General features: G+C 51.8%; 21 protein-coding genes. 13 read left to right on the forward strand and 8 right to left on the reverse strand.

Features of this window, described 5'->3' with window-relative positions; genetic code table 11:
• Positions 1 to 4 precede the first annotated feature (4 nt).
• Entirely contained in the window at positions 5 to 1,495 is a 1,491-nt protein-coding gene (locus ATB02_RS17075) for a tripartite tricarboxylate transporter permease (protein ID WP_105271942.1), read from the forward strand.
• 33 nt (positions 1,496 to 1,528) lie between these two features.
• Here the strand turns inward: ATB02_RS17075 and udp are convergent, their stop codons facing one another.
• Positions 1,529 to 2,293 carry a uridine phosphorylase gene (gene udp, locus ATB02_RS17080; protein WP_105271943.1) on the reverse strand — a complete coding sequence of 255 codons (765 nt, stop codon included), beginning with the start codon at positions 2,291 to 2,293 and terminating at the stop codon, positions 1,529 to 1,531.
• A gap of 261 nt (positions 2,294 to 2,554) precedes the next feature.
• Here udp and ATB02_RS17085 point away from each other — a divergent pair, with 261 nt between their 5' ends.
• From ATB02_RS17085 to ATB02_RS17130, 10 genes are all read left to right on the forward strand, one after another.
• A complete protein-coding gene (locus tag ATB02_RS17085; protein WP_105271944.1) occupies positions 2,555 to 3,364 on the forward strand; it encodes a dienelactone hydrolase family protein in 810 nt (269 codons plus the stop codon).
• Positions 3,365 to 3,620: 256 nt separating this feature from the next.
• The gene (locus ATB02_RS17090; protein ID WP_105271945.1) at positions 3,621 to 4,289 is read left to right on the forward strand and encodes a cysteine hydrolase family protein; all 669 of its coding nucleotides are present in this window, start codon (positions 3,621 to 3,623) and stop codon (positions 4,287 to 4,289) included.
• A gap of 5 nt (positions 4,290 to 4,294) precedes the next feature.
• Positions 4,295 to 5,155: a DUF2877 domain-containing protein gene (locus ATB02_RS17095; protein ID WP_046082708.1), complete on the forward strand. Its 861-nt coding sequence runs from the start codon at positions 4,295 to 4,297 to the stop codon at positions 5,153 to 5,155.
• 94 nt (positions 5,156 to 5,249) lie between these two features.
• Positions 5,250 to 6,809, forward strand: coding sequence for an acyl-CoA synthetase FdrA (gene fdrA, locus ATB02_RS17100; protein WP_105271946.1), 1,560 nt, complete (start codon positions 5,250 to 5,252; stop codon positions 6,807 to 6,809).
• Positions 6,806 to 8,230, forward strand: coding sequence for a DUF1116 domain-containing protein (locus ATB02_RS17105; protein WP_105271947.1), 1,425 nt, complete (start codon positions 6,806 to 6,808; stop codon positions 8,228 to 8,230). The genes fdrA and ATB02_RS17105 overlap by 4 nt, the downstream gene beginning before the upstream one ends.
• Entirely contained in the window at positions 8,223 to 9,179 is a 957-nt protein-coding gene (arcC, locus tag ATB02_RS17110; RefSeq protein ID WP_046082706.1) for a carbamate kinase, read from the forward strand. The genes ATB02_RS17105 and arcC overlap by 8 nt, the downstream gene beginning before the upstream one ends.
• A gap of 16 nt (positions 9,180 to 9,195) precedes the next feature.
• On the forward strand, positions 9,196 to 9,585 hold the full coding sequence (locus tag ATB02_RS17115) for an allophanate hydrolase-related protein (RefSeq protein WP_000214035.1): 390 nt from the start codon (positions 9,196 to 9,198) through the stop codon (positions 9,583 to 9,585).
• Positions 9,586 to 9,610: 25 nt separating this feature from the next.
• The gene (locus tag ATB02_RS17120; RefSeq protein ID WP_105271948.1) at positions 9,611 to 10,834 is read left to right on the forward strand and encodes a cytosine permease; all 1,224 of its coding nucleotides are present in this window, start codon (positions 9,611 to 9,613) and stop codon (positions 10,832 to 10,834) included.
• Between the two features lie 77 nt (positions 10,835 to 10,911).
• Positions 10,912 to 11,808 carry a LysR substrate-binding domain-containing protein gene (locus tag ATB02_RS17125; RefSeq protein ID WP_105271949.1) on the forward strand — a complete coding sequence of 299 codons (897 nt, stop codon included), beginning with the start codon at positions 10,912 to 10,914 and terminating at the stop codon, positions 11,806 to 11,808.
• 176 nt (positions 11,809 to 11,984) lie between these two features.
• A complete protein-coding gene (locus tag ATB02_RS17130) occupies positions 11,985 to 12,782 on the forward strand; it encodes a fumarylacetoacetate hydrolase family protein (RefSeq protein ID WP_105271950.1) in 798 nt (265 codons plus the stop codon).
• 91 nt (positions 12,783 to 12,873) lie between these two features.
• On the opposite strand, the gene metE is transcribed toward ATB02_RS17130, so the two are convergent.
• A complete protein-coding gene (gene metE / locus ATB02_RS17135; RefSeq protein ID WP_105271951.1) occupies positions 12,874 to 15,135 on the reverse strand; it encodes a 5-methyltetrahydropteroyltriglutamate--homocysteine S-methyltransferase in 2,262 nt (753 codons plus the stop codon).
• Positions 15,136 to 15,370: 235 nt separating this feature from the next.
• Here metE and metR point away from each other — a divergent pair, with 235 nt between their 5' ends.
• Complete coding sequence (gene metR, locus ATB02_RS17140; protein ID WP_000573618.1) at positions 15,371 to 16,324, forward strand: HTH-type transcriptional regulator MetR; 954 nt, start codon at positions 15,371 to 15,373, stop codon at positions 16,322 to 16,324.
• Here the strand turns inward: metR and bioP are convergent.
• The 4 genes from bioP to pldB all read right to left on the reverse strand — a co-directional run bounded on the left by bioP (position 16,212) and on the right by pldB (position 19,460).
• The gene (bioP, locus tag ATB02_RS17145; protein ID WP_001196238.1) at positions 16,212 to 17,111 is read right to left on the reverse strand and encodes a biotin transporter; all 900 of its coding nucleotides are present in this window, start codon (positions 17,109 to 17,111) and stop codon (positions 16,212 to 16,214) included. The genes metR and bioP overlap by 113 nt on opposite strands.
• A gap of 91 nt (positions 17,112 to 17,202) precedes the next feature.
• The gene (locus ATB02_RS17150; protein ID WP_105271952.1) at positions 17,203 to 17,565 is read right to left on the reverse strand and encodes a hypothetical protein; all 363 of its coding nucleotides are present in this window, start codon (positions 17,563 to 17,565) and stop codon (positions 17,203 to 17,205) included.
• 64 nt (positions 17,566 to 17,629) lie between these two features.
• The gene (yigL, locus tag ATB02_RS17155; protein WP_105271953.1) at positions 17,630 to 18,430 is read right to left on the reverse strand and encodes a sugar/pyridoxal phosphate phosphatase YigL; all 801 of its coding nucleotides are present in this window, start codon (positions 18,428 to 18,430) and stop codon (positions 17,630 to 17,632) included.
• Positions 18,431 to 18,437: 7 nt separating this feature from the next.
• On the reverse strand, positions 18,438 to 19,460 hold the full coding sequence (gene pldB / locus ATB02_RS17160; RefSeq protein WP_000487644.1) for a lysophospholipase L2: 1,023 nt from the start codon (positions 19,458 to 19,460) through the stop codon (positions 18,438 to 18,440).
• A 110-nt stretch (positions 19,461 to 19,570) separates the two neighbouring features.
• Here pldB and rhtB point away from each other — a divergent pair, with 110 nt between their 5' ends.
• A complete protein-coding gene (rhtB, locus tag ATB02_RS17165; RefSeq protein ID WP_000171697.1) occupies positions 19,571 to 20,191 on the forward strand; it encodes a homoserine/homoserine lactone efflux protein in 621 nt (206 codons plus the stop codon).
• 61 nt (positions 20,192 to 20,252) lie between these two features.
• Here the strand turns inward: rhtB and rhtC are convergent, their stop codons facing one another.
• Both rhtC and recQ read right to left on the reverse strand, forming a co-directional pair.
• Positions 20,253 to 20,873 (reverse strand): threonine export protein RhtC, encoded by a 621-nt coding sequence (rhtC, locus tag ATB02_RS17170; protein WP_105271954.1) that lies wholly within the window; start codon positions 20,871 to 20,873, stop codon positions 20,253 to 20,255.
• A gap of 63 nt (positions 20,874 to 20,936) precedes the next feature.
• Positions 20,937 to 22,766 (reverse strand): ATP-dependent DNA helicase RecQ, encoded by a 1,830-nt coding sequence (gene recQ / locus ATB02_RS17175; protein WP_000035580.1) that lies wholly within the window; start codon positions 22,764 to 22,766, stop codon positions 20,937 to 20,939.
• Positions 22,767 to 22,859: the final 93 nt, after the last annotated feature.

Genomic DNA, 22,859 nt, shown 5'->3' on the forward strand with positions numbered 1-22,859 from the left:
TGCAATGTTTGAAAGTGAACTTTTAACTCAGGGGTTTTCGACATTACTCAGTAATCCTCAGGCGCTGCTGTTTGCCACGTTTGGAGTGATGCTGGGTATTATGATTGGCGCTCTGCCTGGCCTGACAGCGACCATGGGTGTGGCGATTTTGCTGCCTTTCACCTACGGCATGGAGCCTGTTTCTGGCTTATTGATGATTTGCGGTGTCTTTTTTGGTGGTGTGTATGGTGGTTCTATCACCGCAATTTTGCTCAAAATTCCCGGTACGCCTGCCGCCGCTGCCACCGCCATTGACGGATATGAGCTGACGAAGCAGGGAAAAGCCGGGCTGGCGTTAAGTGCCGCCACGTTCTCTTCTTTTAGCGGTGGAACGCTCAGCATTATCGTATTGATGTTTCTCTCTCCGGTACTTGCCAGTTGGGCGTTGAAATTTAGTGCCTCGGAGTCCTTCGCCCTGGCAACCTTCGGACTGAGCATTATTGCCAGTATTTCCGGTGAGTCGCTGATTAAAGGGCTGATCGCCGGGATTGGCGGATTAATGATCGCAACGATAGGCCTCGATCCGATGGGCGGTTTTCCACGCTTTACGGGCGGGTTTGTGGAACTGATGAATGTGCCATTTATCCCGGTGATGATTGGTCTGTTTGCTGCTTCAGAAGCGTTCCGTTCTATGGAACAAAACCAGCAAATTCGTCAGGGTGCGAAAGTGGCTATTGGCAGTCTGTTACTGCCCTGGCAAACACTACGCCGCATCACATTAACCATTTTGCGCTCATCAGGATTAGGGGTTTTTATCGGCATGATCCCCGGTGCGGGGGCGGATATTGCGGCTTTTGTTGCCTATAACGAAACTCGTCGTTTCAGTAAGACACCCGAAAACTTTGGTAAGGGTGAGATTAAGGCGGTGGCCTCCTGTGAGGCAGGCGCGAATGGCTGCACCGGTGGCGCATTGTTACCTATGCTGACGTTGGGGATCCCAGGCGATGCGGTAACTGCCATCATGCTGGGCGCGTTAACGTTACAAGGGATGCAGCCAGGCCCACTGATGTTTACCGACCACGGCGATATGGTTTATACGCTGTTTGTCGGCATGATCTTTTGTTACTTCATGCTGCTAGTTCTTGGACTGCTCTCTTTGAAAGTCATCGGTAACGTGGTGAAGATCCCCGGCAATATTCTCACACCGATGATCCTCGCACTTTGTGTGGTCGGGACTTATGCGTTGAACAATAGCCTGTTTGATGTTGGCATTATGCTGATTGCAGGCGTGGTGGGCTATTTCATGCAAAAAGGGGGGTATCCGGCATCACCCGTAGTGCTGGCATTGATTATGGGGCCAATGGCGGAAAGTAATTTTCGCCGTGCGCTGTCGCTTTCTGGTGGGTCACTCGACTTTCTGTATACCCGACCGATCACTCTGGCATTGCTGACTCTGGCAGCCTTTACGCTACTGACGCCAATAATCCGCAAAATTATGCGCTTACGGCGTCAGTAATTGATATCGCTCCCCGACGTTGGGGAGCTTTTTTTATTTCAGCAGACGACGCGCTGCTTCCACCACGATTTTCACCGCCTGGCTTTCGGTTTGTTTCATCGTCTCAGCATTCGGGATCTCTTGCTGGGTACGATTGACGATAACGCCCGCCACCATACCCGCACGCAGGCCCTGGCTTGCACACATGGTCAGCAGGGTTGCAGATTCCATTTCATAGTTCATTACGCCCATCGCCTGCCACTCTTCCATAGAACCTTTAAAGTGACGGACTACACGACCAGAGTAAGTATCGTAACGTTCCTGACCCGGGTAGAAGGTATCAGAAGAAGCCGTCACACCAACGTGAGTGGTGGCACCAATTGACTTCGCCGCTTCAACCAGCGCGGTCGTACATTCGAAATCTGCGACAGCCGGGAACTCCAGCGGAGCGAAGTGCAGGCTCGCGCCATCCAGACGAACAGACGCAGTGGTCACCAGCACATCGCCGACATTGATATGCGGCTGAATTGCGCCCGTAGTACCAATACGCAGGAAAGTACGGATACCCAGCTGTGCCAGCTCTTCAACCGCAATAGAGGTGGAAGGACCACCGATACCAGTAGAACAAACAATGACAGGTTTACCATCCAGCTCAGCACGCCAGGTGGTGAATTCGCGGTGAGATGCCAGCTTAACTGGCTTTTCCATCAGCGTTGCAATTTTTTCCACGCGATCCGGGTCGCCAGGAACGATGGCAAGCGTAGCCCCTTGTAAATCGTTTTTAGTGAGGCCGAGATGAAAAACATCAGACTTGGACATAAACAACTCCTCTGTGAATCGGTTTAGTCAGAAGAAGCAAAAAGACACTTTACCGAAGGGTTTAACATTTTTTCGTGACACTCATCACCTTGATGCAAATGCGTTGCATAAATTTACCCAGCAAGAGTGATGCGAATCACATAAATCACTCTTCATTCTGCATGACTGCATAAAAGATGAGCCGATTCAGGCAATGTGATTTGTTGCATGCTGACTATAGTTAACATTGCGCAACATTTTTATAAGGGTACGGAGAATACCATGGCAACAACACAACAATCTGGATTTGCACCTGCTACATCACCTCTCGCTTCGACCATCGTTCAGACCCCGGATGACGCGATTGTAGCAGGCATCACCTCTATCCCTTCACAAGGGGATAACATGCCTGCTTACCATGCCAGACCAAAGCAGAGCGATGGCCTACTACCAGTGGTCATTGTAGTGCAGGAAATTTTTGGCGTGCATGAACATATCCGCGATATTTGTCGCCGTCTGGCGCTGGAGGGGTATCTGGCTATCGCACCTGAACTTTACTTTCGCGAAGGCGATCCGAATGATTTTGCCGATATCCCTACGCTGCTTAGCGGTCTGGTAGCAAAAGTGCCTGACTCGCAGGTGCTGGCCGATCTCGATCATGTCGCCAGTTGGGCTTCCCGCAACGGCGGCGATGTTCATCGTTTAATGATCACCGGATTCTGCTGGGGTGGACGTATCACCTGGCTGTATGCTGCGCATAACCCGCAACTGAAAGCGGCGGTGGCATGGTACGGCAAACTGACAGGCGATAAGTCGCTGAATTCACCGAAACAACCTGTTGATATCGCAACCGATCTTAACGCGCCGGTTCTCGGCTTATATGGTGGCCAGGATAACAGCATTCCGCAGGAGAGCGTTGAAACCATGCGCCAGGCGCTGCGGGCTGCTAATGCGAAAGCAGAGATTATCGTCTACCCGGATGCAGGGCATGCATTCAACGCCGATTATCGCCCGAGCTATCATGCTGAGTCGGCGAAAGATGGCTGGCAGCGAATGCTGGAGTGGTTTAAGCAGTATGGTGTTAAAAAGTAACGCCATAGCCGCTAAATCTGATGATTAAGCTCACACAATTTCAACGATTTTTTTAATCTCAAAACCATACAGCATCAAAAAATTTGTTGCTGTATGCCACTCTTTGACTCCCTTCACATTCGTCATCACACCACCTGTTGAATGCAAAAATTTCGTTGCTGTGCGGCAAACTTTTTTCCTGTTTTATGCCGCTTTTCTCCTGAATACTCGCTCTCAGAACAACTGGATCGTTTAAACATCAGACAGGAGATTTACCATGACGCAATCCATTTTTCAGACTCAACCCTTTGAATTACCTTTTGATCCGCGCACAACTGCACTGGTCATGATCGACATGCAGCGTGACTTTGTCGAAGCAGGGGGCTTCGGTGAGGCACTGGGCAATGATGTTTCACTGGTACGCACGGCTATCGCACCATGTACAGAGGTGCTGGCAGCCGCACGTCAAAAAGGAATTATGGTTATTCATACTCGTGAAGGCCATCGTGCAGACTTAAGCGACTGCCCGCCAGCCAAACTGACGCGCGGCGGAAAAACCTTTATTGGTGAACCAGGACCGATGGGACGCATTCTGGTCAGAGGTGAAGCGGGTCATGACATCATTCCTGAACTGTACCCAGTGACAGGCGAACCGGTGATTGATAAGCCCGGTAAAGGCGCTTTTTATCAAACCGACTTACATCTGATTTTGCAAAACCACGGTATCAAGACGCTGATAGTTTGTGGTGTAACAACCGAAGTTTGCGTAACCACCACCGTGCGCGAAGCAAATGACCGTGGCTATGAATGCATTATCCCGGAAGATTGTGTCGGCTCATATTTCCCGGAATTCCAGAAATATGCCCTCGAGATGATCAAAGCACAAGGTGCCATTTTCGGTTGGGTGAGTGATTCCAAAGCCATTATTGCAGGTCTGGAAGGCTAACGCCGATGGTACAGGTGACGCTTTGCGCATCATCGTTGGGATATCTTTTCCCGCAAAATGAAACGCAAGATTTACGTCTGCATAGTGCTTTTAAACATGCGGTAAATCTGTATTCAGAAGCGGGAACATTCATCACTCTGTTGTGTGCGCAAACGTATCTGAATCTCCCTGATGCCGCCAGAGTCAACCTGCCTGAGAATTGGGACTGGCGAAGAGAGATTGCCCATTCAGATCCCATTCAGTTAACCCCAGGCTTGTTACAAACACCTCGCTTTTGCGTGGTGCTTCATAACACAACACTTTGGCAACCGCCATTTGTGGGGGGAATGCTGACACTTGAGGCATTCCCTTTGGTTTTCCAGCACTACCCAACGATGGCATCGCAACGGCTTTTATTTTGTCTGGAGCATAACGTTCAAAGCACATTGCACCTGCCGGATAGTCTCACGCACCAGGGATTAGCGATTATGGAACATCCAGATGCACTGGAACGCCAGGTGCCACAACTGATCGGCTTTGGTAAAGGCTTAACGCCCGATGGAGATGACTATTTGTTGGGCTATCTGGCAGCGCTCTGGTTATGGCAACTCCCTGCAACACTTGCCGATCATCAATACCGGTTGCAGCAGGCAATTGATCAACATGCGCACAACACCACGGATATCAGTCGTCATTATCTGGAGCGTGCGCTTCAGGGGCATTTTTCAGAACCGATTTGCCAGTTACTCGCACAACTGGTTGGGGGCGCATCGGAAATGACAATCGCATCCTGTGCAGAACAGGTCATGCAATTTGGCGCAACGTCAGGAGTAGATTGCCTTGCAGGAATGCTGCATGGCTTTCGAACCCTGAACACCATGAATTGATTTCAACCTTTTCTCCCGTAGCCCATTTATGGCGCTACACGGGGATGCTTTGCCCGAATTTTGCTATCGGGCGGAATAAAACAGGCGTAACAGCATGAAAGTTAAATATAAAGTTTTCAGCAATCTTTATCAGGACTCGGTTTCTCTGATGCAGATTTCCGCGCAAATCAGTAAGTTGCCCGGTATTCAACAGGCCTCGGTCGTCATGGGAACACCCAATAATCTCGAACAATTGCGCGATGCGGGTCTGGGTAACGAAATCAACGCCAGTCCCAATGATTTAGTGATTGCAGTCATGGGTGAAGAAGATATTTGCAATGAAGCACTGATACTGGCCCAGCAACGTCTGACCAGCAAACCCGATGATGAAACGGATAGTGGCATTAAAACACCGGAAAATGTCAGCCTGGAAATGGCACTGGAAGCCGACACCGAAGCCAACCTGGCACTCATTTCTGTACCGGGAGACTACGCCGCCGCCGAAGCAATTAAAGCGTTAAACCTCGGAATGAACGTGATGATGTTCAGCGATAACGTCAGTATCGGGCAGGAAAAATCCATCAAAACACTTGCCCGAGAACGTCAGCGCATCGTAATGGGACCTGATTGTGGAACCGCCATTGTTAACGGCATTCCGTTAGGCTTCGCTAATGTGGTGAAACGCGGAGCAATTGGTGTTATTGGCGCGTCAGGCACCGGGCTACAGGAAGTGACTTGCCGAATCGACCAGCTCGGAGCGGGTATTTCTCAGGCGTTGGGAACAGGCGGGCATGATCTCAGTGAAGAGATTGGTGGAATATCGATGCTCTTCGCTTTAGATGCGCTGGCGCAAGACGATGAAACTCGCGTGATTGTGCTTATTTCAAAACCGCCTTCACCGATCGTTGCCCGGGCTATTCTGGAGCGCGCCGAGGCTTGTGGAAAACCCGTGGTGGTGAATTTCCTCGGTGCGAATCCGCATGATCTGGCACGTCCCAATATCACCGCTGCCGCCACACTTGCCAGCGCCGCAAATATCGCCGTGGCAGTACTGAATGATCAGCCACTTCCGACTGTCGAGACCGAGATTTCCTGCGACGATCTCACAATGTTACAAAACGCCTGCCAGCGTCTGCCAGCCCATCGCCAGGCGATACGCGGTGTTTTCGCCGGAGGAACCTTCTGTTACGAAGCGCAACTTATCTGCCAGCAAAAGGGATTCAGCGCCGCCTCCAATACGCCAGTTGCGGGTAATCGTACTCTGGCAAATATCTGGCAAAGCAAAGGTCACACGCTGATCGATATGGGCGACGATGATTTCACCCGTGGCAAACCGCATCCAATGATCGACCCGACTCTGCGCAATCAACGTCTGCTCAACGAACTCAACGACTCACACACTGCCGTCGTGTTATTCGACCTGGTACTTGGTTATGGCGCTTCCGCTACGCCTGCCAGCGAATTACTGGACCAACTTTCACACATCGACATGAATAACGCACCGTTGCTGATTGCGCACGTTTGCGGAACGGAAGCTGATCCGCAAATACGCAGTCAGCAGATAAGCGCACTACAAAATGCGGGCATCATCATTGCCAGCAGCAATGCACAGGCGGCGCTATGGGTCAGCGCCGTTGCGCAGACTCAGTTGCAGAAAAAGGGGCTAAACGCATGAATACCTTATTTAATCAGCCTTTGAAGGTCGTGAACGCGGGACTACACAGTTTTGCTGACAATATTCAACATGCCGGGGGAAGCGCAATTGCACTCAACTGGCAGCCACCAGCACAAGGCGATATTGACGCTGGATTGGATCTGGCATCGTTGCTACGTCATCCACTAGTAGAAAATGCCAATCAAATCGCCATGACACGTTATCTCGAAGCACAACCCGTGCTGGTGGATGTCATGCTCGCTAAAGAGGCCATTCCAGCAATGGCTGAACAAAAACGTATTTTGCACTCTGGCCCGCCGATTGCCTGGGAAGAGATGTGTGGTCCGGTAAAAGGGGCGATTATTGGTGCCATGCTGTACGAAGGTTGGGCCACCAGCCAGCAAGACGCTGAAAACCAGATAAACACAGGCGAAATCGACCTTGCCCCTTGTCATCATTATCACGCGGTTGGACCAATGGCAGGCATCATCAGCCCGTCGATGCCGTTATGGGTGGTAGAAAACAAAACCAACGGCCACCGTACTTTTAGCAATTTCAATGAAGGTCTGGGTAAGGTTCTCCGTTTTGGTGCCAATAACGATGAAGTTCTCAATCGTCTGGCCTGGATGCGCGATGAACTGGCACCGGCAATGAAAGCAGCAATCGCACAACACGGCGAGCTGGAACTCAAGCCATTAATGGCGCAGGCGCTGCATATGGGGGATGAAGTTCATAACCGCAATGCTGCCGCTACCGGTTTGCTGATTAAGCGCCTGCTCCCGGCATTGCTGGCCTGCTCTCTTCCACAGGAACATATCCAGCGCGTCGTGGCATTTATCACCAGTAACGATCACTTCTTCCTCAATCTGTCGATGGCTGCCTGTAAAGCGATGATGGATGCCGCCGCCAATGTACCGTTCAGTTCAATGGTTACGGTGATGGCGCGTAACGGGGTGAATTTTGGTATTCGGCTTTCCGGTACTGGCGATCGCTGGTTCCAGGCTCCTGCCAATGCAGTTGAAGGTCTGTTCTTCCCCGGATTTGGCGTCGACGATGCCGCTGCTGACCTGGGTGATAGCGCAATTACCGAAACCGCAGGTGTGGGTGGCTTCGCGATGGCGTCATCTCCAGCGATCGTCAAATTTGTGGGAGGCACCCCTGCTGATGCCACCAATAACAGCCGTCGGATGCAAGCAATCACCCTCGGCGGTAACCCCGCATTTACACTTCCGGCCCTCAATTTTTCCCCAACCGCAGCAGGGATTGATGCGCGTAAAGTGACCGATCGCGGCATCTTACCGGTCATCAATACGGGTATCGCCCACAAACAAGCAGGGGTCGGGCAAATTGGTGCCGGGATCACCACTGCGCCGATGGCCTGTTTTGTCGCCGCTGTACGTGCACTGGCTGAGATCGTCGCAAAGGAGAACCATCATGGTTAAGCCACTGGCTGTTGTCGCGGTTGGCGGCAATGCGCTCATTCAGGACGAGCAACGCAATAGTATTCCCGATCAATATGTTGCAGTGATGGAAAGCGTGCAGCATATCGTTGATATGGTTGAAGCCGGATGGGACCTGGTGCTTACCCACGGTAATGGCCCGCAGGTGGGCTTTATTCTGCGCCGCTCTGAACTCGCCAGTAACGAAGTTTCTCCGGTTCCACTTGATTACGCCGTGGGTGATACACAAGGTGCAATTGGCTACATGTTCCAGAAAGCGCTGCATAACGAATTGGCTCGCCGTGGCATAAACAAACCGGTAATTGCGCTGGTGACACAAACGCGAGTCTGCCCACATGACGATGCTTTCACCAGCCCCAGTAAACCGATTGGCGCGTTTCTCGATGAAGCAACGGCCCTACAACGCCAACAGCAACTCGGCTGGACGCTGATGGAGGACGCCGGGCGTGGTTGGCGGCGTACAGTTCCCTCTCCTGCGCCACTGGAAATTATTGAGCACGACACCATCGCTCACCTGGTGCGCCAGGGATATCTGGTTATTGCCTGCGGCGGTGGCGGTATTCCGGTGGTGCGAGACGGACAACAACTGAAAGGTGTGGAAGCCGTGATCGATAAAGATCTGGCCTCCGCGCTGCTCGCCAGTCAGTTAGGCGCAGATCTGCTGGTGATCCCCACCGGTGTAGAAAAAGTGGCGATTAACTTTGGTACACCACAACAACAGTGGCTCGACGCTATCAGCGTTGCCGAAGCGCAAACGCTGTTACGGGAAGGTCAGTTTGGTGTCGGCAGTATGCAGCCCAAAGTGGAAGCCATTGTTGATTTCATCAATGCCAGCCAACAACAAGGCAAACAGGCCAGCGGCCTGATTACTTCACCGCAAACCATAAAAGCAGCCCTTTCGCATCAGAGCGGCACATGGATAACCCTTTAATTCTCTGGAGAACTCAATGACTACAACACTTTTAGCCGTTAACGGAACGCTGATGCGTGGCCTGGAACTCAACCCAAATATGCAAAAAGCGGGCGGCATTTTTGTCCGTGAAGACCGAACTGACGCCCATTACAGGTTGTGGAGTATTAACGATCGTCATCCGGGAATGATTCGCGTGAATGAAGGAGGAACACACGTCGACGTAGAAATTTGGCAATTACCACTGGCCAGTTTTGCCGCTCTGTTAATGAGCGAACCCGCTGGGCTGGCAATTGGCAAAATCAAACTTGCCGATGGTAGCGAAGTGCTGGGCGTACTGGCAGAAAACTGGCTGACCGAAGGCCAACGGGAAATTACAGAACTGGGTAGCTGGCGCAAATACACCGGGCATTTTCATACTGTGTAACGCGCATTTTTAAAGGGAACATACTATGCGTAAAAAAGAAGAGAATCTGAATACAGCATCAGGATTGCGTATTGCCATGATTTTACTGGGTATTGCCGTCACACCTGTGCTGTTGTCATCCTCAAGCCTCGGCAATCAACTTTCCAGCGGCAGTTTAATTAGCGTCGTATTGTTAGGCGGCGTCATTCTGACCTTACTTTCAGCCATCACCATTAGCGTGGGAGAAAAAGCCCGCCTGCCAACGTATGGCATTGTGAAATATTCGTTTGGCGAAAAAGGGGCCATCGCCATTAACATTTTGATGGCGATAAGTCTGTTCGGCTGGATTGCCGTTACCGCCAATATGTTTGGTCATTCGGTACATGACTTACTGGCTCAACATGGACTGGAAGTTCCACTAGCACTGTTAGTGGCTGCTGGCTGTGTCATTTTTGTCGCCTCTACAGCATTTGGTTTTGCCGTTCTGGGAAAAATTGCCCAGGTTGCCGTGCCGGTTATCGCGCTGGTGCTGTGTTACATCCTCTATGTGGCAACCCATACCGAAGTGGCAGCACCAGCGGTGATTGTGGAGATGAATACGGGTGTCGCCGTTTCCACCGTTGTTGGCACCATTATTGTGCTGGTTGCCACACTGCCTGATTTCGGTAGTTTTGTGCATAACCGCAAACATGCGCTGATTGCCGCAGGCGTGACGTTTCTGGTTGCCTACCCTCTGCTCTACTGGGCGGGAGCAACGCCGAGCGCCATTAGTGGTCAGGGATCTTTACTGGATGCGATGGCGGTATTCGGTGCGGTTCTGCCCGCGGCGCTGTTGTTGATTTTCGCCTGCGTCACCGGTAACGCGGGCAATATGTTCCAGGGCACGCTGGTGGTTTCCACACTGCTTACCCACTTTCCCAAATGGCAGATTACCGTGGCGCTGGGTATCCTTTCCGCCATCGTAGGCAGTCTGGATATTATGGCGTGGTTTATTCCGTTTCTGCTGTTCCTGGGTATCGCCACGCCACCCGTTGCCGGAATTTATATCGCTGACTTTTTCCTTTATCGCCGTAATGGCTATCAAGAGTCAGTGTTAGCCCAGGAGTCACAGATTAAAGTGCTGACATTCGCAGCATGGATCATAGGTGCAGCGGTTGGCTTTATGACCGTAAAAGGCTTATTCACCCTGACGACAATCCCTTCGGTAGACTCGATTCTGGTGGCATGTATCGCGTATGCGATTCTCAGTCGGGCAAGTCAACGCCGCTAATTCCTGGGTATACTCAGGCAATGATTACGGCTGAATCTGGAGAGATTCAGCCACTTTACCACTGACCAGGGAGCCTTATGTTCATCTCAGACGAAACGCTTCGTGTTATTCATCTGGTCGCCAGACACCAGAGCATTACCACCGCAGCCGAACAGTTAAATAAAGTCCCTTCCGCCATCAGTTACACCATCAAGAAAGTGGAAGAGAGCCTGGGCGTTGAACTGTTCATTCGTAAGGGACGCTATATTGAATTATCTCCGGCGGGGAGTTACTTCATCGAACATAGCAAAACTATTCTGGGCGACCTGGAAGCATTAAAGCGCAACACAGTGCTGATTCACGATGGTATTGAACGTGAACTGACAATTGCGGTGAACAATATTATTCCTGGTGATTTGCTGGTGGCATTTATTCGAGATTTTGAACGGCAATTCACATCAACAACACTGACGGTAGATCTTGAGGTATACAACGGCTGCTGGGATGCGCTGTACAGTAAGCGTGCTGATCTGGTCTACGGTGCTCCTCATGCAGTGCCAAGCAGTGAAGGCATCATTAGCGAACCGGTCGGACAAATGGAATGGGATTTTGTCGTCAGCCCACTCCACCCACTGGCAGCGAAGCGGCATCCATTAGAAAACAGTGAATTGCGTCATTATCCAGCGGTTTGTATCCGCGATACCTCCGTTAACTTCCCCCCGATGCAAGCCTGGCTGTTGGAAGGACAAAAACCGATTTTTGTTCCTGACTTCGCTACGGCAATCGCCTTAATAGAACAAAACGTCGGTATTGGTTATATTCCACATCATCTGGCATTGCCGTTATTGAACAGCGGTAAATTGCTTAAAAAGCCAATGCGCGAACATAAACACGCCACCAAGTTATTTCTTGCCGCTCGTTCCGATGGTATGGGCAAAGCCTGTCAGTGGTGCATAGAATATTTAAGAAATCCGCAATTAATTTTCTGCTCCTGAAAAGTCCCTTAATACCTGACACACATAACAAAATAGCTTCCAGTGTGGTGGCGTCATAACCACAATGGGCTTTTGATTGTAATACCCGAACTGCATGGATTGCTGATGACTACCGGGTTTCTGGCCCACCTTCCTGCAGATCTCCTGTTATCTGATGATTATCCCGTGAGCTATTAATGAAACTCGTTAGTTTTACCCACAATAACGCCCATCGTTATGGGATCCTCCAGGATAGCGGCGTGACGGATTTAACGCTGCATTTTCCACAATACCCAACCTTACGGTCATTTCTGGAAGTACTGGAAAATATTCCTCCTTCGACCCTGACCACACTGGAAATCAACTATCCGCTGGACGACATCACCTTTTTACCGCTGATACCCGATCCGCAAAAAATTCTTTGTGTTGGGATGAACTATCAGGAGAAGCGTCTGGAGTTTGATGAAGAAGATCCGGCACCGACGTTGTTTGTGCGTTTCCCTGATTCGCAATGTGGACATATGGGAAACATCATCAAACCCGCAGCCAGTCAGGAATTTGACTATGAAGGTGAGCTGGCACTGGTGATTGGAAAAGGTGGGCGCAATATTTCAGCAGACAATGCACTGCAACATATTGCGGGATATAGCTGCTATATGGATGGCTCTGCCCGTGACTGGCAACACGCCTGGTTTACCGCCGGGAAAAACTGGCCCTCAACCGGGGGATTCGGTCCGTGGTTGGTAACGCGTGACGAAATTAAAGATCCCAATACGCTTTGTATCAAAACGCGTCTTAATGGCGTGGAAGTTCAAAACGAAAACACGCTCAATATGATACACAGCGTTCCAGAGCTGATTGCCTATATCAGCACCTTTTGCCAGTTAGTCCCCGGCGACGTGATTTTAACGGGTTCTCCTGGCGGGGTTGGGAAGAAACGCACGCCACCGTTATTTTTAAAAGATGGCGATACCATTGAAGTGGAAATCGAATAGATCGGTTGTTTATATAACCGGATTATTGATGAGATTCCTGAAAATATCGCCGTTTGATCAATCACGGAGGCTTTCGCCTCCGTTCTTATTATCATCCCCGACGCAAATTCTGCGCCGCCTGCACCATGTTCGCCAGTGCCGCGCGGGTTTCTGGCCAGCCGCGCGTTTTCAGACCACAGTCCGGGTTGACCCACAGACGCTCTGCCGGAATGCGTTTTGCCGCTTTCTTCAGCAGGGACTCAATCCATTCCACGCTCGGTACGTTTGGCGAGTGAATGTCATAGACGCCAGGACCGATTTCATTCGGATAATCAAACTCTTCAAACGACTCCAGCAACTCCATGTCGGAACGCGAGGTTTCGATTGTGATGACGTCAGCATCCAGCGCCGCAATCGAATCCATGATGTCGTTGAACTCGCAGTAACACATGTGAGTGTGGATTTGCGTGTCATCTTTCGCTACGGCAGCGTTGATACGGAAAGCCTCCACGCCCCACTGAAGATAGGCATCCCAGTCGCTGCGACGCAGCGGTAAACCTTCGCGTAGCGCCGGTTCATCAATCTGGATGATGCCAATTCCAGCCGCTTCCAGATCGGCCACTTCATCACGCAGCGCCAGCGCAATTTGTTTGGCGATGGTTTCACGGCTGACATCTTCACGCGGGAACGACCAGCAGAGAATGGTCACCGGACCAGTCAGCATCCCTTTCACCGGTTTGTCGGTCAGCGATTGCGCATACTTCGCCCACTCCACAGTAATCGGTGCCGGGCGGCTAACGTCACCAATGACAATCGGTGGCTTCACGCAGCGGGAACCGTAGCTCTGTACCCAACCGTTTTGCGTAAAGACAAATCCGTCGAGGTGCTCGCCAAAGTATTCCACCATGTCATTACGCTCGGCCTCACCATGTACCAGCACATCCAGACCTAAACGTTCCTGCTCGACAATGGCCTGCTTGATATGTTCCGCAATGCCCGTGCGGTAGTTGTTGGCGTCGAGATTACCCTTTTTGAAATCCAGACGCAGGGTACGGATTTCTGTGGTTTGCGGGAAAGAGCCAATCGTGGTGGTCGGCCACGCGGGCAGTTTAAAACGCGCACGCTGGGCTTCAGCACGCACTTCATAGACATTCGCACGCTGACTGTCCTGGGCGGTGATCGCCGCCAGACGCTTTTCTACTGCCGGATTATGTACACGAGTAGAGTGACGACGCGCCTGAATCGGAGCGCTCCACTCTGCCAGAGCTGCCGTGTCACCACTGTTCAACGCATCGCGCAGCAGCGCCAGTTCATGGCATTTTTGCAGGGCGAAGGCAAACCAGCTTTTCACTTCCGCATCAAGACGCGTTTCCACACTCAGGTCGATAGGGCTGTGCAGCAATGAGCAGGAAGATGCCACCCACAAATCACGTTTGCCGACAATGTCCTTAATTTGCGCATATTTCTCGGTAAGATCGGCGCGCCAGACGTTACGACCATTGATAAGACCAGCAGATAGCAGCCAGTCAGAAGGCAGACGCTTGTGCAGTTCAGCAACGTCATCTTTACCATGTACGAGATCGACATGCAGACCCTGAACAGGCAGCGCAGTAATGGTGTCGAGGTTTGGCGTTACGCCTTCAAAATAGGTAGTCAGCAGCAGTTTCACCTGGCCCTGGAGCGCGTCGTAAGCGGGTTTATAGGCGTCCAGCCACGCCTGCGGCAGTTCCAGCACCAGCGCGGGTTCGTCGATCTGTACCCACTCAATGCCACGTTTTGCCAGTTCTGCCAACACTTGCTGATAAACCGGCAGAATGTCGCTCAGCAGGCTCAGGCGATCAAACTGTTCACCTTTCACTTTACCCAGCCACAGGTAGGTAACCGGTCCCAGCAGCACGGGCTTGACCTTGTGGCCCAGCACCAGCGCCTCGTCCACTTCCTCCAGCAGCTGCGTCCAGGTCAGTTTGAACTGTTGGCCTTTAACGAACTCCGGCACCATGTAGTGATAGTTGGTGTTAAACCATTTGGTCATTTCCGCTGCCGCCGCAGGTTCGCCAGTCGGTGCACGTCCACGACCAATACGGAACAGAGTGTCGATATCTACCGAACCATCTTTGTTCTGGTGACGCGCCGGAACGTTACCCAGCAGCAGACTGGTGGTCAGTACATGATCGTACCAGGCAAAATCGCCCACCGGCAGCAGATCGATACCCGCTTGCTTTTGTTGATCCCAGTGACGAGCACGCAGTTCACGCCCTACCGCCAGCAGTTCTTCACGCGTGGAGTTCCCCGCCCAATAACTCTCTTGCGCTTTTTTCAGCTCGCGACGCAGGCCAACGCGAGGGAAACCGAGGGTGTGATTCAATATTGTCATTTTTCTTCCTCTAATTATATGTAAATCCTATGGATTTTGAATTTAGGGAAGGCGGCAAGTTTATTCATCCCCGGGAGCTTACTGAAGTAAGTGACCGGGGTGAAGAAACGCAGCCAACGCACCATAAATTTAAAAGACGAAGGATTTTAGCCGTCCAGATGTTTACACATCCATAATTGGCGGTTACTGTATATTCCTCAAGCGCAAATTATTCATGCCGAAGTGAAGGACTTTCATGATCGAAGTAAAACACCTGAAAACGCTACAAGCGTTGCGGAACTGCGGCTCACTCGCAGCCGCTGCGGCGACGTTGCATCAAACGCAATCCGCCCTGTCTCACCAGTTTAGCGATCTGGAACAACGCCTTGGCTTCCGGCTATTTGTGCGTAAAAGCCAGCCGCTTCGGTTTACACCGCAGGGAGAAATCCTGTTGCAACTGGCGAATCAGGTGCTGCCGCAAATCAGCCAGGCACTGCAAGCCTGCAATGAACCGCAGCAGACGCGCCTGCGCATTGCCATTGAGTGCCATAGCTGTATTCAGTGGCTGACGCCCGCGTTAGAAAATTTCCATAAGAACTGGCCGCAGGTGGAGATGGATTTTAAATCGGGCGTGACGTTTGACCCGCAGCCCGCGTTGCAGCAGGGTGAGCTGGATCTGGTGATGACCTCCGATATTCTGCCGCGCAGTGGCCTGCATTATTCGCCGATGTTCGATTATGAAGTGCGTCTGGTGTTAGCGCCTGACCATCCACTGGCGGCGAAAACGCGAATCACGCCGGAAGACCTCGCCAGCGAAACGCTGTTGATTTATCCGGTGCAGCGTAGCCGACTGGATGTCTGGCGGCATTTTCTTCAGCCCGCAGGCGTTAGCCCGTCACTGAAAAGCGTCGATAACACCTTGTTGTTGATTCAGATGGTTGCCGCGCGGATGGGCATCGCTGCGCTACCGCACTGGGTGGTGGAGAGTTTTGAACGCCAGGGTCTGGTGGTCACCAAAACCCTGGGCGAAGGCTTGTGGAGCCGACTGTACGCCGCCGTGCGCGATGGCGAGCAGCGTCAGCCGATTACAGAAGCGTTTATTCGCTCAGCGCGCAATCACGCCTGCGATCATCTGCCGTTTGTGAAGAGCGCGGAGCGACCCACTTACGATGCACCCACAGTGAGGCCAGGATCACCAGCGCGCCTGTAATAAACGTTGGCCAGTGCGGCTGTTGGTGCCAGATAGCCAGGTTAACCAACAGCCCTGCCGGAACGTGCATATTATTCATAATGCCCAGCGTTCCGGCGTCCACCTGCGTCGCGCCGTAGTTCCACATAAAGTAGCCAATTCCGGAGGCCACCACGCCAAGAAACACCAGAATGCCCCATTGCAGCGTGGTTTGCGGCATTTTCTGCGCATTTCCCAGCAAAAACCATGCAATCACTGCCACCAGAAACGCGCCAAGATAGAACCACGCAAAGGCGTTATGCTGTGGCATCGGACGAGTTTCCATCAGGCGTTTGTAACCCACCATGCCGATGGCAAAAGTGATATTGGAGAGTTGCACCAGCAGCAGGCCAGTCCAGAAGTGGTCGGTGACCTGATCATAGCGAATAATCCCGGCACCAATCACCGCCAACAAGGCGCTAAAAGCATAACCCCAGCGCAGACGGCGCTTACTCATGATGTCATAAATCAGCGTGATGTAGAGCGGCGTCAGTACGGTGAACAGCAACAGTTCGGAGACCGTCAGGTAGAGATAGGCGCGAAAACTCAGCATATACATCACGCCAAGCTGCATCGCGCCCACCAGCATATACAGACCGACCGTTTTCAGGCTATTGCCACGGGTACGCAGAAACGGCAGAAACACGAGTGCCGCCAGGCCAACGCGCACCAGCACTGCAAAATAGCTATCGACGTGCCCCGCAAGGTACTCGCCATAAAAGCTAAAGGAGAAGGCCCACAGAATCGTGGTGATGATAAGTAGCGCCACAATGGAAAACTCTTTGATTAACGAGTATCCATTGTAGCGAAGTATCAGGTTGACAACTGTTTAATATTTGCTCAAGTGTGTGCGTTTTTACTCATCGTCCAACGTTACCCGCTGCAACGAAAAGTAGTTGATTAATAATGGATTCACGCGCGCTCTCCACGCTCAGATTGCAGTACTCGGGGTCGAGAGCCAGTTTCATAAAAGGCGCGTGCCAGTCTTGTTCTCTTTTTTCAAAAACCACTTCAGCGACTTTATAGCCCGTCCAGCTACGATACAAATGCAAAACGTTATTCTCAAAATAGATAAACCATTTGTATTCCATCGCTGGAGGAATAAACCCCATTTCCAGATTACGCATTTGCGCTTCATCTAACGTCAAATTAAGCTCAACCCTCTGCCAGTCAACGGTAAATGCTTTGAGGTTATTCCAGCTTTGCTTCGTCGCTTTTGTCATGCGTATTCCCTGCCTGGTTTTTAAGTGCTCTCCCGCAATCAACGTAATGCGGGAGAGGCTGGCATTAACTGAGATAGAGTTTACGCAGATAATGCGGTACCGCGTCGTCGGCGTTAGTACCAATCACTTCCAGCTCCGGATGCAGATCTTTCAGCCGTTGGTGCGCGCTGCCCATAATGCAGCCTTTACCCGCCATCGACAGCATTTCGGCGTCGTTCATCCCGTCACCAAACGCAATACAATCCTGCAGGCTGTAGCCCAGTTTCTTCGCCACCGCTTCCAGCGCATGGCCTTTCGACACGCCGCCTGCCATCACTTCCAGACAGGTTAGGGTAGAGAAGCTGACGTTGACGCGATCGCCCCAGCGAGCGTTGATTGCCTGCTCCAGCGGCAGCAGTTGTTCATGAGAATCACAGGTGAAGAACACTTTGCTGACGCCTTCCGGCTCCAGTAATCCTGGCTCATACAGCGCATATTTGAAAACCGCCTCTTTAAAAAAGCGCATCTCTTCCGGGCGGTGGCGATTCATAAACCATTCGTCGTCGCGATAAACGTTAGTAATGATGTCCGGGTTGTCGTTGACCACGCCAAACAGATTGCTGGCAATGTCGCGATCCAGGTTATGAGCAAAAATCAGATTGCCATCCAGATCGTGAACGCGCGCGCCATTGGAGGTAATCATGTAAGACTTAATCTCCAGATTATCGCGAATTTGCCCTACATCAACGTGGTGGCGACCGGTCGCAAACACAAAGTTAATGCCGCGCGCGGTGAGCAGCTTCAGAGTTTCTTTGGCGTAAGGGGATAACGTATGGTCGGGAGAAAGTAACGTGCCATCTAAATCAGACGCAACAACCTGGTACATAAGAAATTTAAACCTCTGTAGAGCGGTTTCCGCTGGGTGAGTTATGCCTGTTGAAAAAATCAACAATGGCGTGGAGCGCGACTGAGCGCATTGCGTCCTTTTCAAAAAGGATCTCATGGTACGCACCTTTAATTACCAGCGGTCGTCCCCCTTCGACAGGATGGCCCGCAGCGGTGCGGAGTTCACAAAAACGGTCGTGCATGCGGTTATCCACCACGCGTTCCTCTTCAGCCTGTAAGAGAAGCGTTGGCGTAGCGTCATCACCCGCTCCGGCTAACACCTGTTCGCCAGCCAGAATACTTTCGCGTACCCAATGGTAGGTCGGCCCACCGACGCGAATCGTTGGGTCATCAGCATAGAAGCGTAAGTTACGTCGATATCGCTGTCTGCTGTGGGTCAGTACGTTGATAGCAAACGGCAACGCGCGCCAGCGCCCGGTGCCTATTGCATAGCCATCACGGAAACGTGGATGCGCTTCGGCCCAGTTAAGGATCTGCCGCGCCATAAATGACGGCATACGAATCACGATCCCAAACATTGGCGCAGTTAGCGCAATGGCGTCACATACACCTGGATGGCGTTGCAGAAATAACGTGGAGATCGCACCGCCCATCGAATGTGCCAGTATATAGCGCTTACGCCACGGACCGGGCTGGACCTCCTGTTGCCAGAATGCCGCCAGATCATCAACATAATCATTAAAGCGATTAACATGCCCAAGATGCGGATCGGCTAACAGGCGACCGGAACGTCCCTGCCCGCGATGGTCGATGATTAAGACATCAAACCCCAAATGGAACAGGTCGTAGGCCAGTTCCGCATATTTTACGTAGCTCTCAATACGCCCCGGGCAGATGACTATCACCCGGTCATGGTGCTGTGCGCGAAAACGGACAAAGCGCACCGGAATGTCATCTACACCAGTAAACTCTGCTTCATCACGCTGACGCCAGAAATCAGTCAGCGGTCCCATGGTAAAAGCAGCAAACGCGTTTTCTCTTGTTTCCCAGTCTTTTTGCTGCTGAAACATCGGGTAATCTGCCTCTTAAACCACGTAAAATCGTTTTTTTAAGCGTGTCTGACACAACGCTGCGACAGTAGCGTATTGTGGCACAAAAATAGACACACCGGGAGTTCATCATGACCTTAGAATGGTGGTTTGCCTACCTGCTAACATCAATCATTTTAAGCCTGTCGCCAGGCTCTGGTGCAATCAACACCATGACCACCTCGCTCAACCACGGTTATCGTGGTGCGATGGCGTCTATTGCTGGGCTTCAGACCGGACTGGCGATTCATATTGTGCTGGTTGGTGTGGGGTTGGGTACGCTATTTTCCCGCTCAGTGATTGCGTTTGAAGTGTTGAAGTGGGCAGGAGCAGCTTATTTGATTTGGCTGGGTATCCAGCAGTGGCGTGCTGCTGGCGCAATTGATCTTAAATCGCTGGCCTCTACTCAATCGCGCCGACATTTGTTCCAACGCGCAGTGTTTGTGAATCTCACCAATCCCAAAAGTATTGTGTTTCTGGCAGCACTTTTTCCACAATTCATCATGCCGCAACAGCCGCAAGTTATGCAGTATGTAGTGCTCGGCGTCACCACCATTGTGGTCGATATTATTGTGATGATCGGTTACGCCACCCTCGCCCAACGGATCGCGTTATGGATAAAAGGGCCGAAACAGATGAAGGCATTGAATAAGATTTTCGGCTCGTTGTTTATGCTGGTGGGAGCGCTGTTAGCATCGGCGAGACATGCGTGAAAAATAATGTCGGATGCGGCGTAAACGCCTTATCCGACTTACTCTGATGAAGCGTTTGGCATCAACGAGAAATAATCAAATGAATGCCAAATCCGGCAAATAACGCCCCGGCAAAACCATCAATCCACTTCGCCAGACGTTGATAACCACGGCGCATTTGCGGCAGGGCAAACAGGCTGGCAACGACGGTAAACCACGCCAGTGTTTCGATAATAATCAACGCGAAAATGCCCCAGCGCTCAGTGGTGCCGACGTTATCGCCGACAAACAATGAGAATACCGAACCAAAGTAGATAATCGCTTTCGGATTGGCGAGATTAGTCAGTAAGCCTTTGAGGAAACTACGCCCGCTTTTCGCCAGCTCGACCTGTGGCGCAGGCGCAGAAACGACCTCTTTTTTCAGTGCGCTACGCAGCATCTGGTAACCCATCCAGCAGAGATACAGGCCACCGCCAACCATAATCAGCGTATGCAGCCAGGCCATTTTTTCGATAATCAAATGCAGGCCAAGCAACGCGACTCCCGCCCAAACCATTACGCCGCAGGTAATGCCCAGCACGCCCATCATCGCTTCTTTGCGCGAACGGCTAACGGCAGTCTGGGAGACAAAAAAGAAATCGGGACCGGGGCTCATAAGCGCCACGATATGAACCATGGCGACGGTGAGGAATAACATCAACATACAATTGACTCGCGGGGAAATCGTTTACGGAGTCTTCATCCTGGCATTTTTTTATGCTGCTGACTACTCTTCGTCATCGCCATCGACATGCGCACGGATAAGTGCCATAAACGGTTTGCCAAAGCGTTCCAGCTTGCGCATCCCAACGCCGTTAACGCTGAGCATTTCGCTGGCGGTGATTGGCATCTGTTCCGCCATCTCAATCAAGGTCGCGTCGTTAAACACCACGTACGGCGGGACATTGCTTTCATCAGCAATGGATTTACGCAGTTTGCGTAATTTGGCGAACAGTTTGCGATCGTAATTGCCACCGAACGATTTCTGCATCGCTTTCGGTTTGAGCGCCACAATACGCGGCACGGCAAGTTGTAAAGAGGATTCGCCGCGCAACACCGGGCGCGCGGCCTCTGTCAGTTGTAGGGCAGAATGCTGCGCAATATTTTGCGTCACCAGGCCGAGGTGAATCAGCTGGCGGATCACGCTGACCCAATGTTCATGGCTTTTATCACGGCCCATGCCATAGACTTTCAGTTTGTCATGACCATAGTCGCGGATTCGCTGGTTATTCGCACCGCGAATCACTTCCACTACATAGCCCATACCAAAACGCTGATTCACACGACCAATGGTGGAAAGCGCAATCTGCGCATCGGTTGAACCATCGTACTGTTTTGGCGGATCGAGACAGATATCGCAGTTCCCGCACGGCTCCTGCCGCCCTTCGCCAAAGTAATTCAGCAGCACCAGACGACGACAGGTTTGCGCTTCGGCAAACGCGCCCATCGCATTGAGTTTATGACGTTCGATATCCTGCAACTGCCCCTGCGGCTTCTCTTCCAGGCAACGGCGCAGCCACGCCATATCCGCTGGATCGTAAAACAGCATCGCTTCCGCGGGCAGGCCATCACGCCCGGCGCGTCCGGTTTCCTGATAATAGGATTCGATATTGCGCGGAATATCAAAGTGGACCACGAAGCGGACGTTTGGTTTATTGATGCCCATGCCGAACGCCACCGTCGCCACCACAATTTGCAGGTCATCGCGCTGGAATTTTTCCTGCACGTCCGCACGGACATCGTTTTCAAGCCCGGCGTGATAAGCCGCTGCGCTGATACCCTTGCTTTGCAGACGCGCTGCGGTGTCTTCTACTTTCGCACGACTATTACAGTAAATAATCCCCGACTTACCGCGTTGTTCCTGCACGTAGCGCATCAGCTGATCGAGAGGTTTGAACTTCTCCATCAGCATGTAGCGAATATTCGGGCGATCAAAACTGCTGATTTGAATCAGCGGATCGTTCAGCCCCAGCAGGCGCACGATATCCTGCCGCGTGGTGTCGTCGGCGGTGGCAGTCAGCGCCATAAACGGCAGCGTCGGAAAACGCTGACGCAGCTGACCGAGGGCAGCGTATTCCGGGCGGAAATCGTGGCCCCATTGGGAGATACAGTGCGCTTCATCAACGGCTAATAACACCGGATTCCAGTGCGCCAGATGCTCAAGAAAGTTATCCAGCATCAGGCGTTCCGGCGCGATATACAGCAGGCGGATTTGCCCGGTGCGGCAGCCTGTCATTACTTCAAGCTGCTGCTCGCGGGTTTGCGTCGAGTTAAGGCACGCCGCCGCCACGCCGTTGGCCTGTAGCTGATCCACCTGATCTTTCATCAACGAAATCAGTGGTGAAACAACTACGGTAAGACCGTTTAGCAGTAAGGCAGGAATTTGATAGCAAAGGGATTTTCCGCCACCAGTGGGCATGACGACCAGGCAATCGCGACCGGAAAGTACGGTGTCGATAATCTCTTCCTGGCCGGGGCGAAACTGTTGGTAGCCAAAGGTTTCTTGTAAAACCTGTTTAGCTCCGGACTCCAGATTCAACACTTCCGCCTGCGCCACATTAACCCCGATTGCCTGAAATAAAAACAGGCGCTATTTTCAGCGCCTGCGCGAGAAACTGCAATGCTTTTAGTCTCTGAGAGGGTAATCCTG

It is taken from the genome of Escherichia sp. MOD1-EC5189 (assembly GCF_002966045.1).
GTDB classification, from domain to species: Bacteria; Pseudomonadota; Gammaproteobacteria; order Enterobacterales; family Enterobacteriaceae; genus Escherichia; species Escherichia coli_F.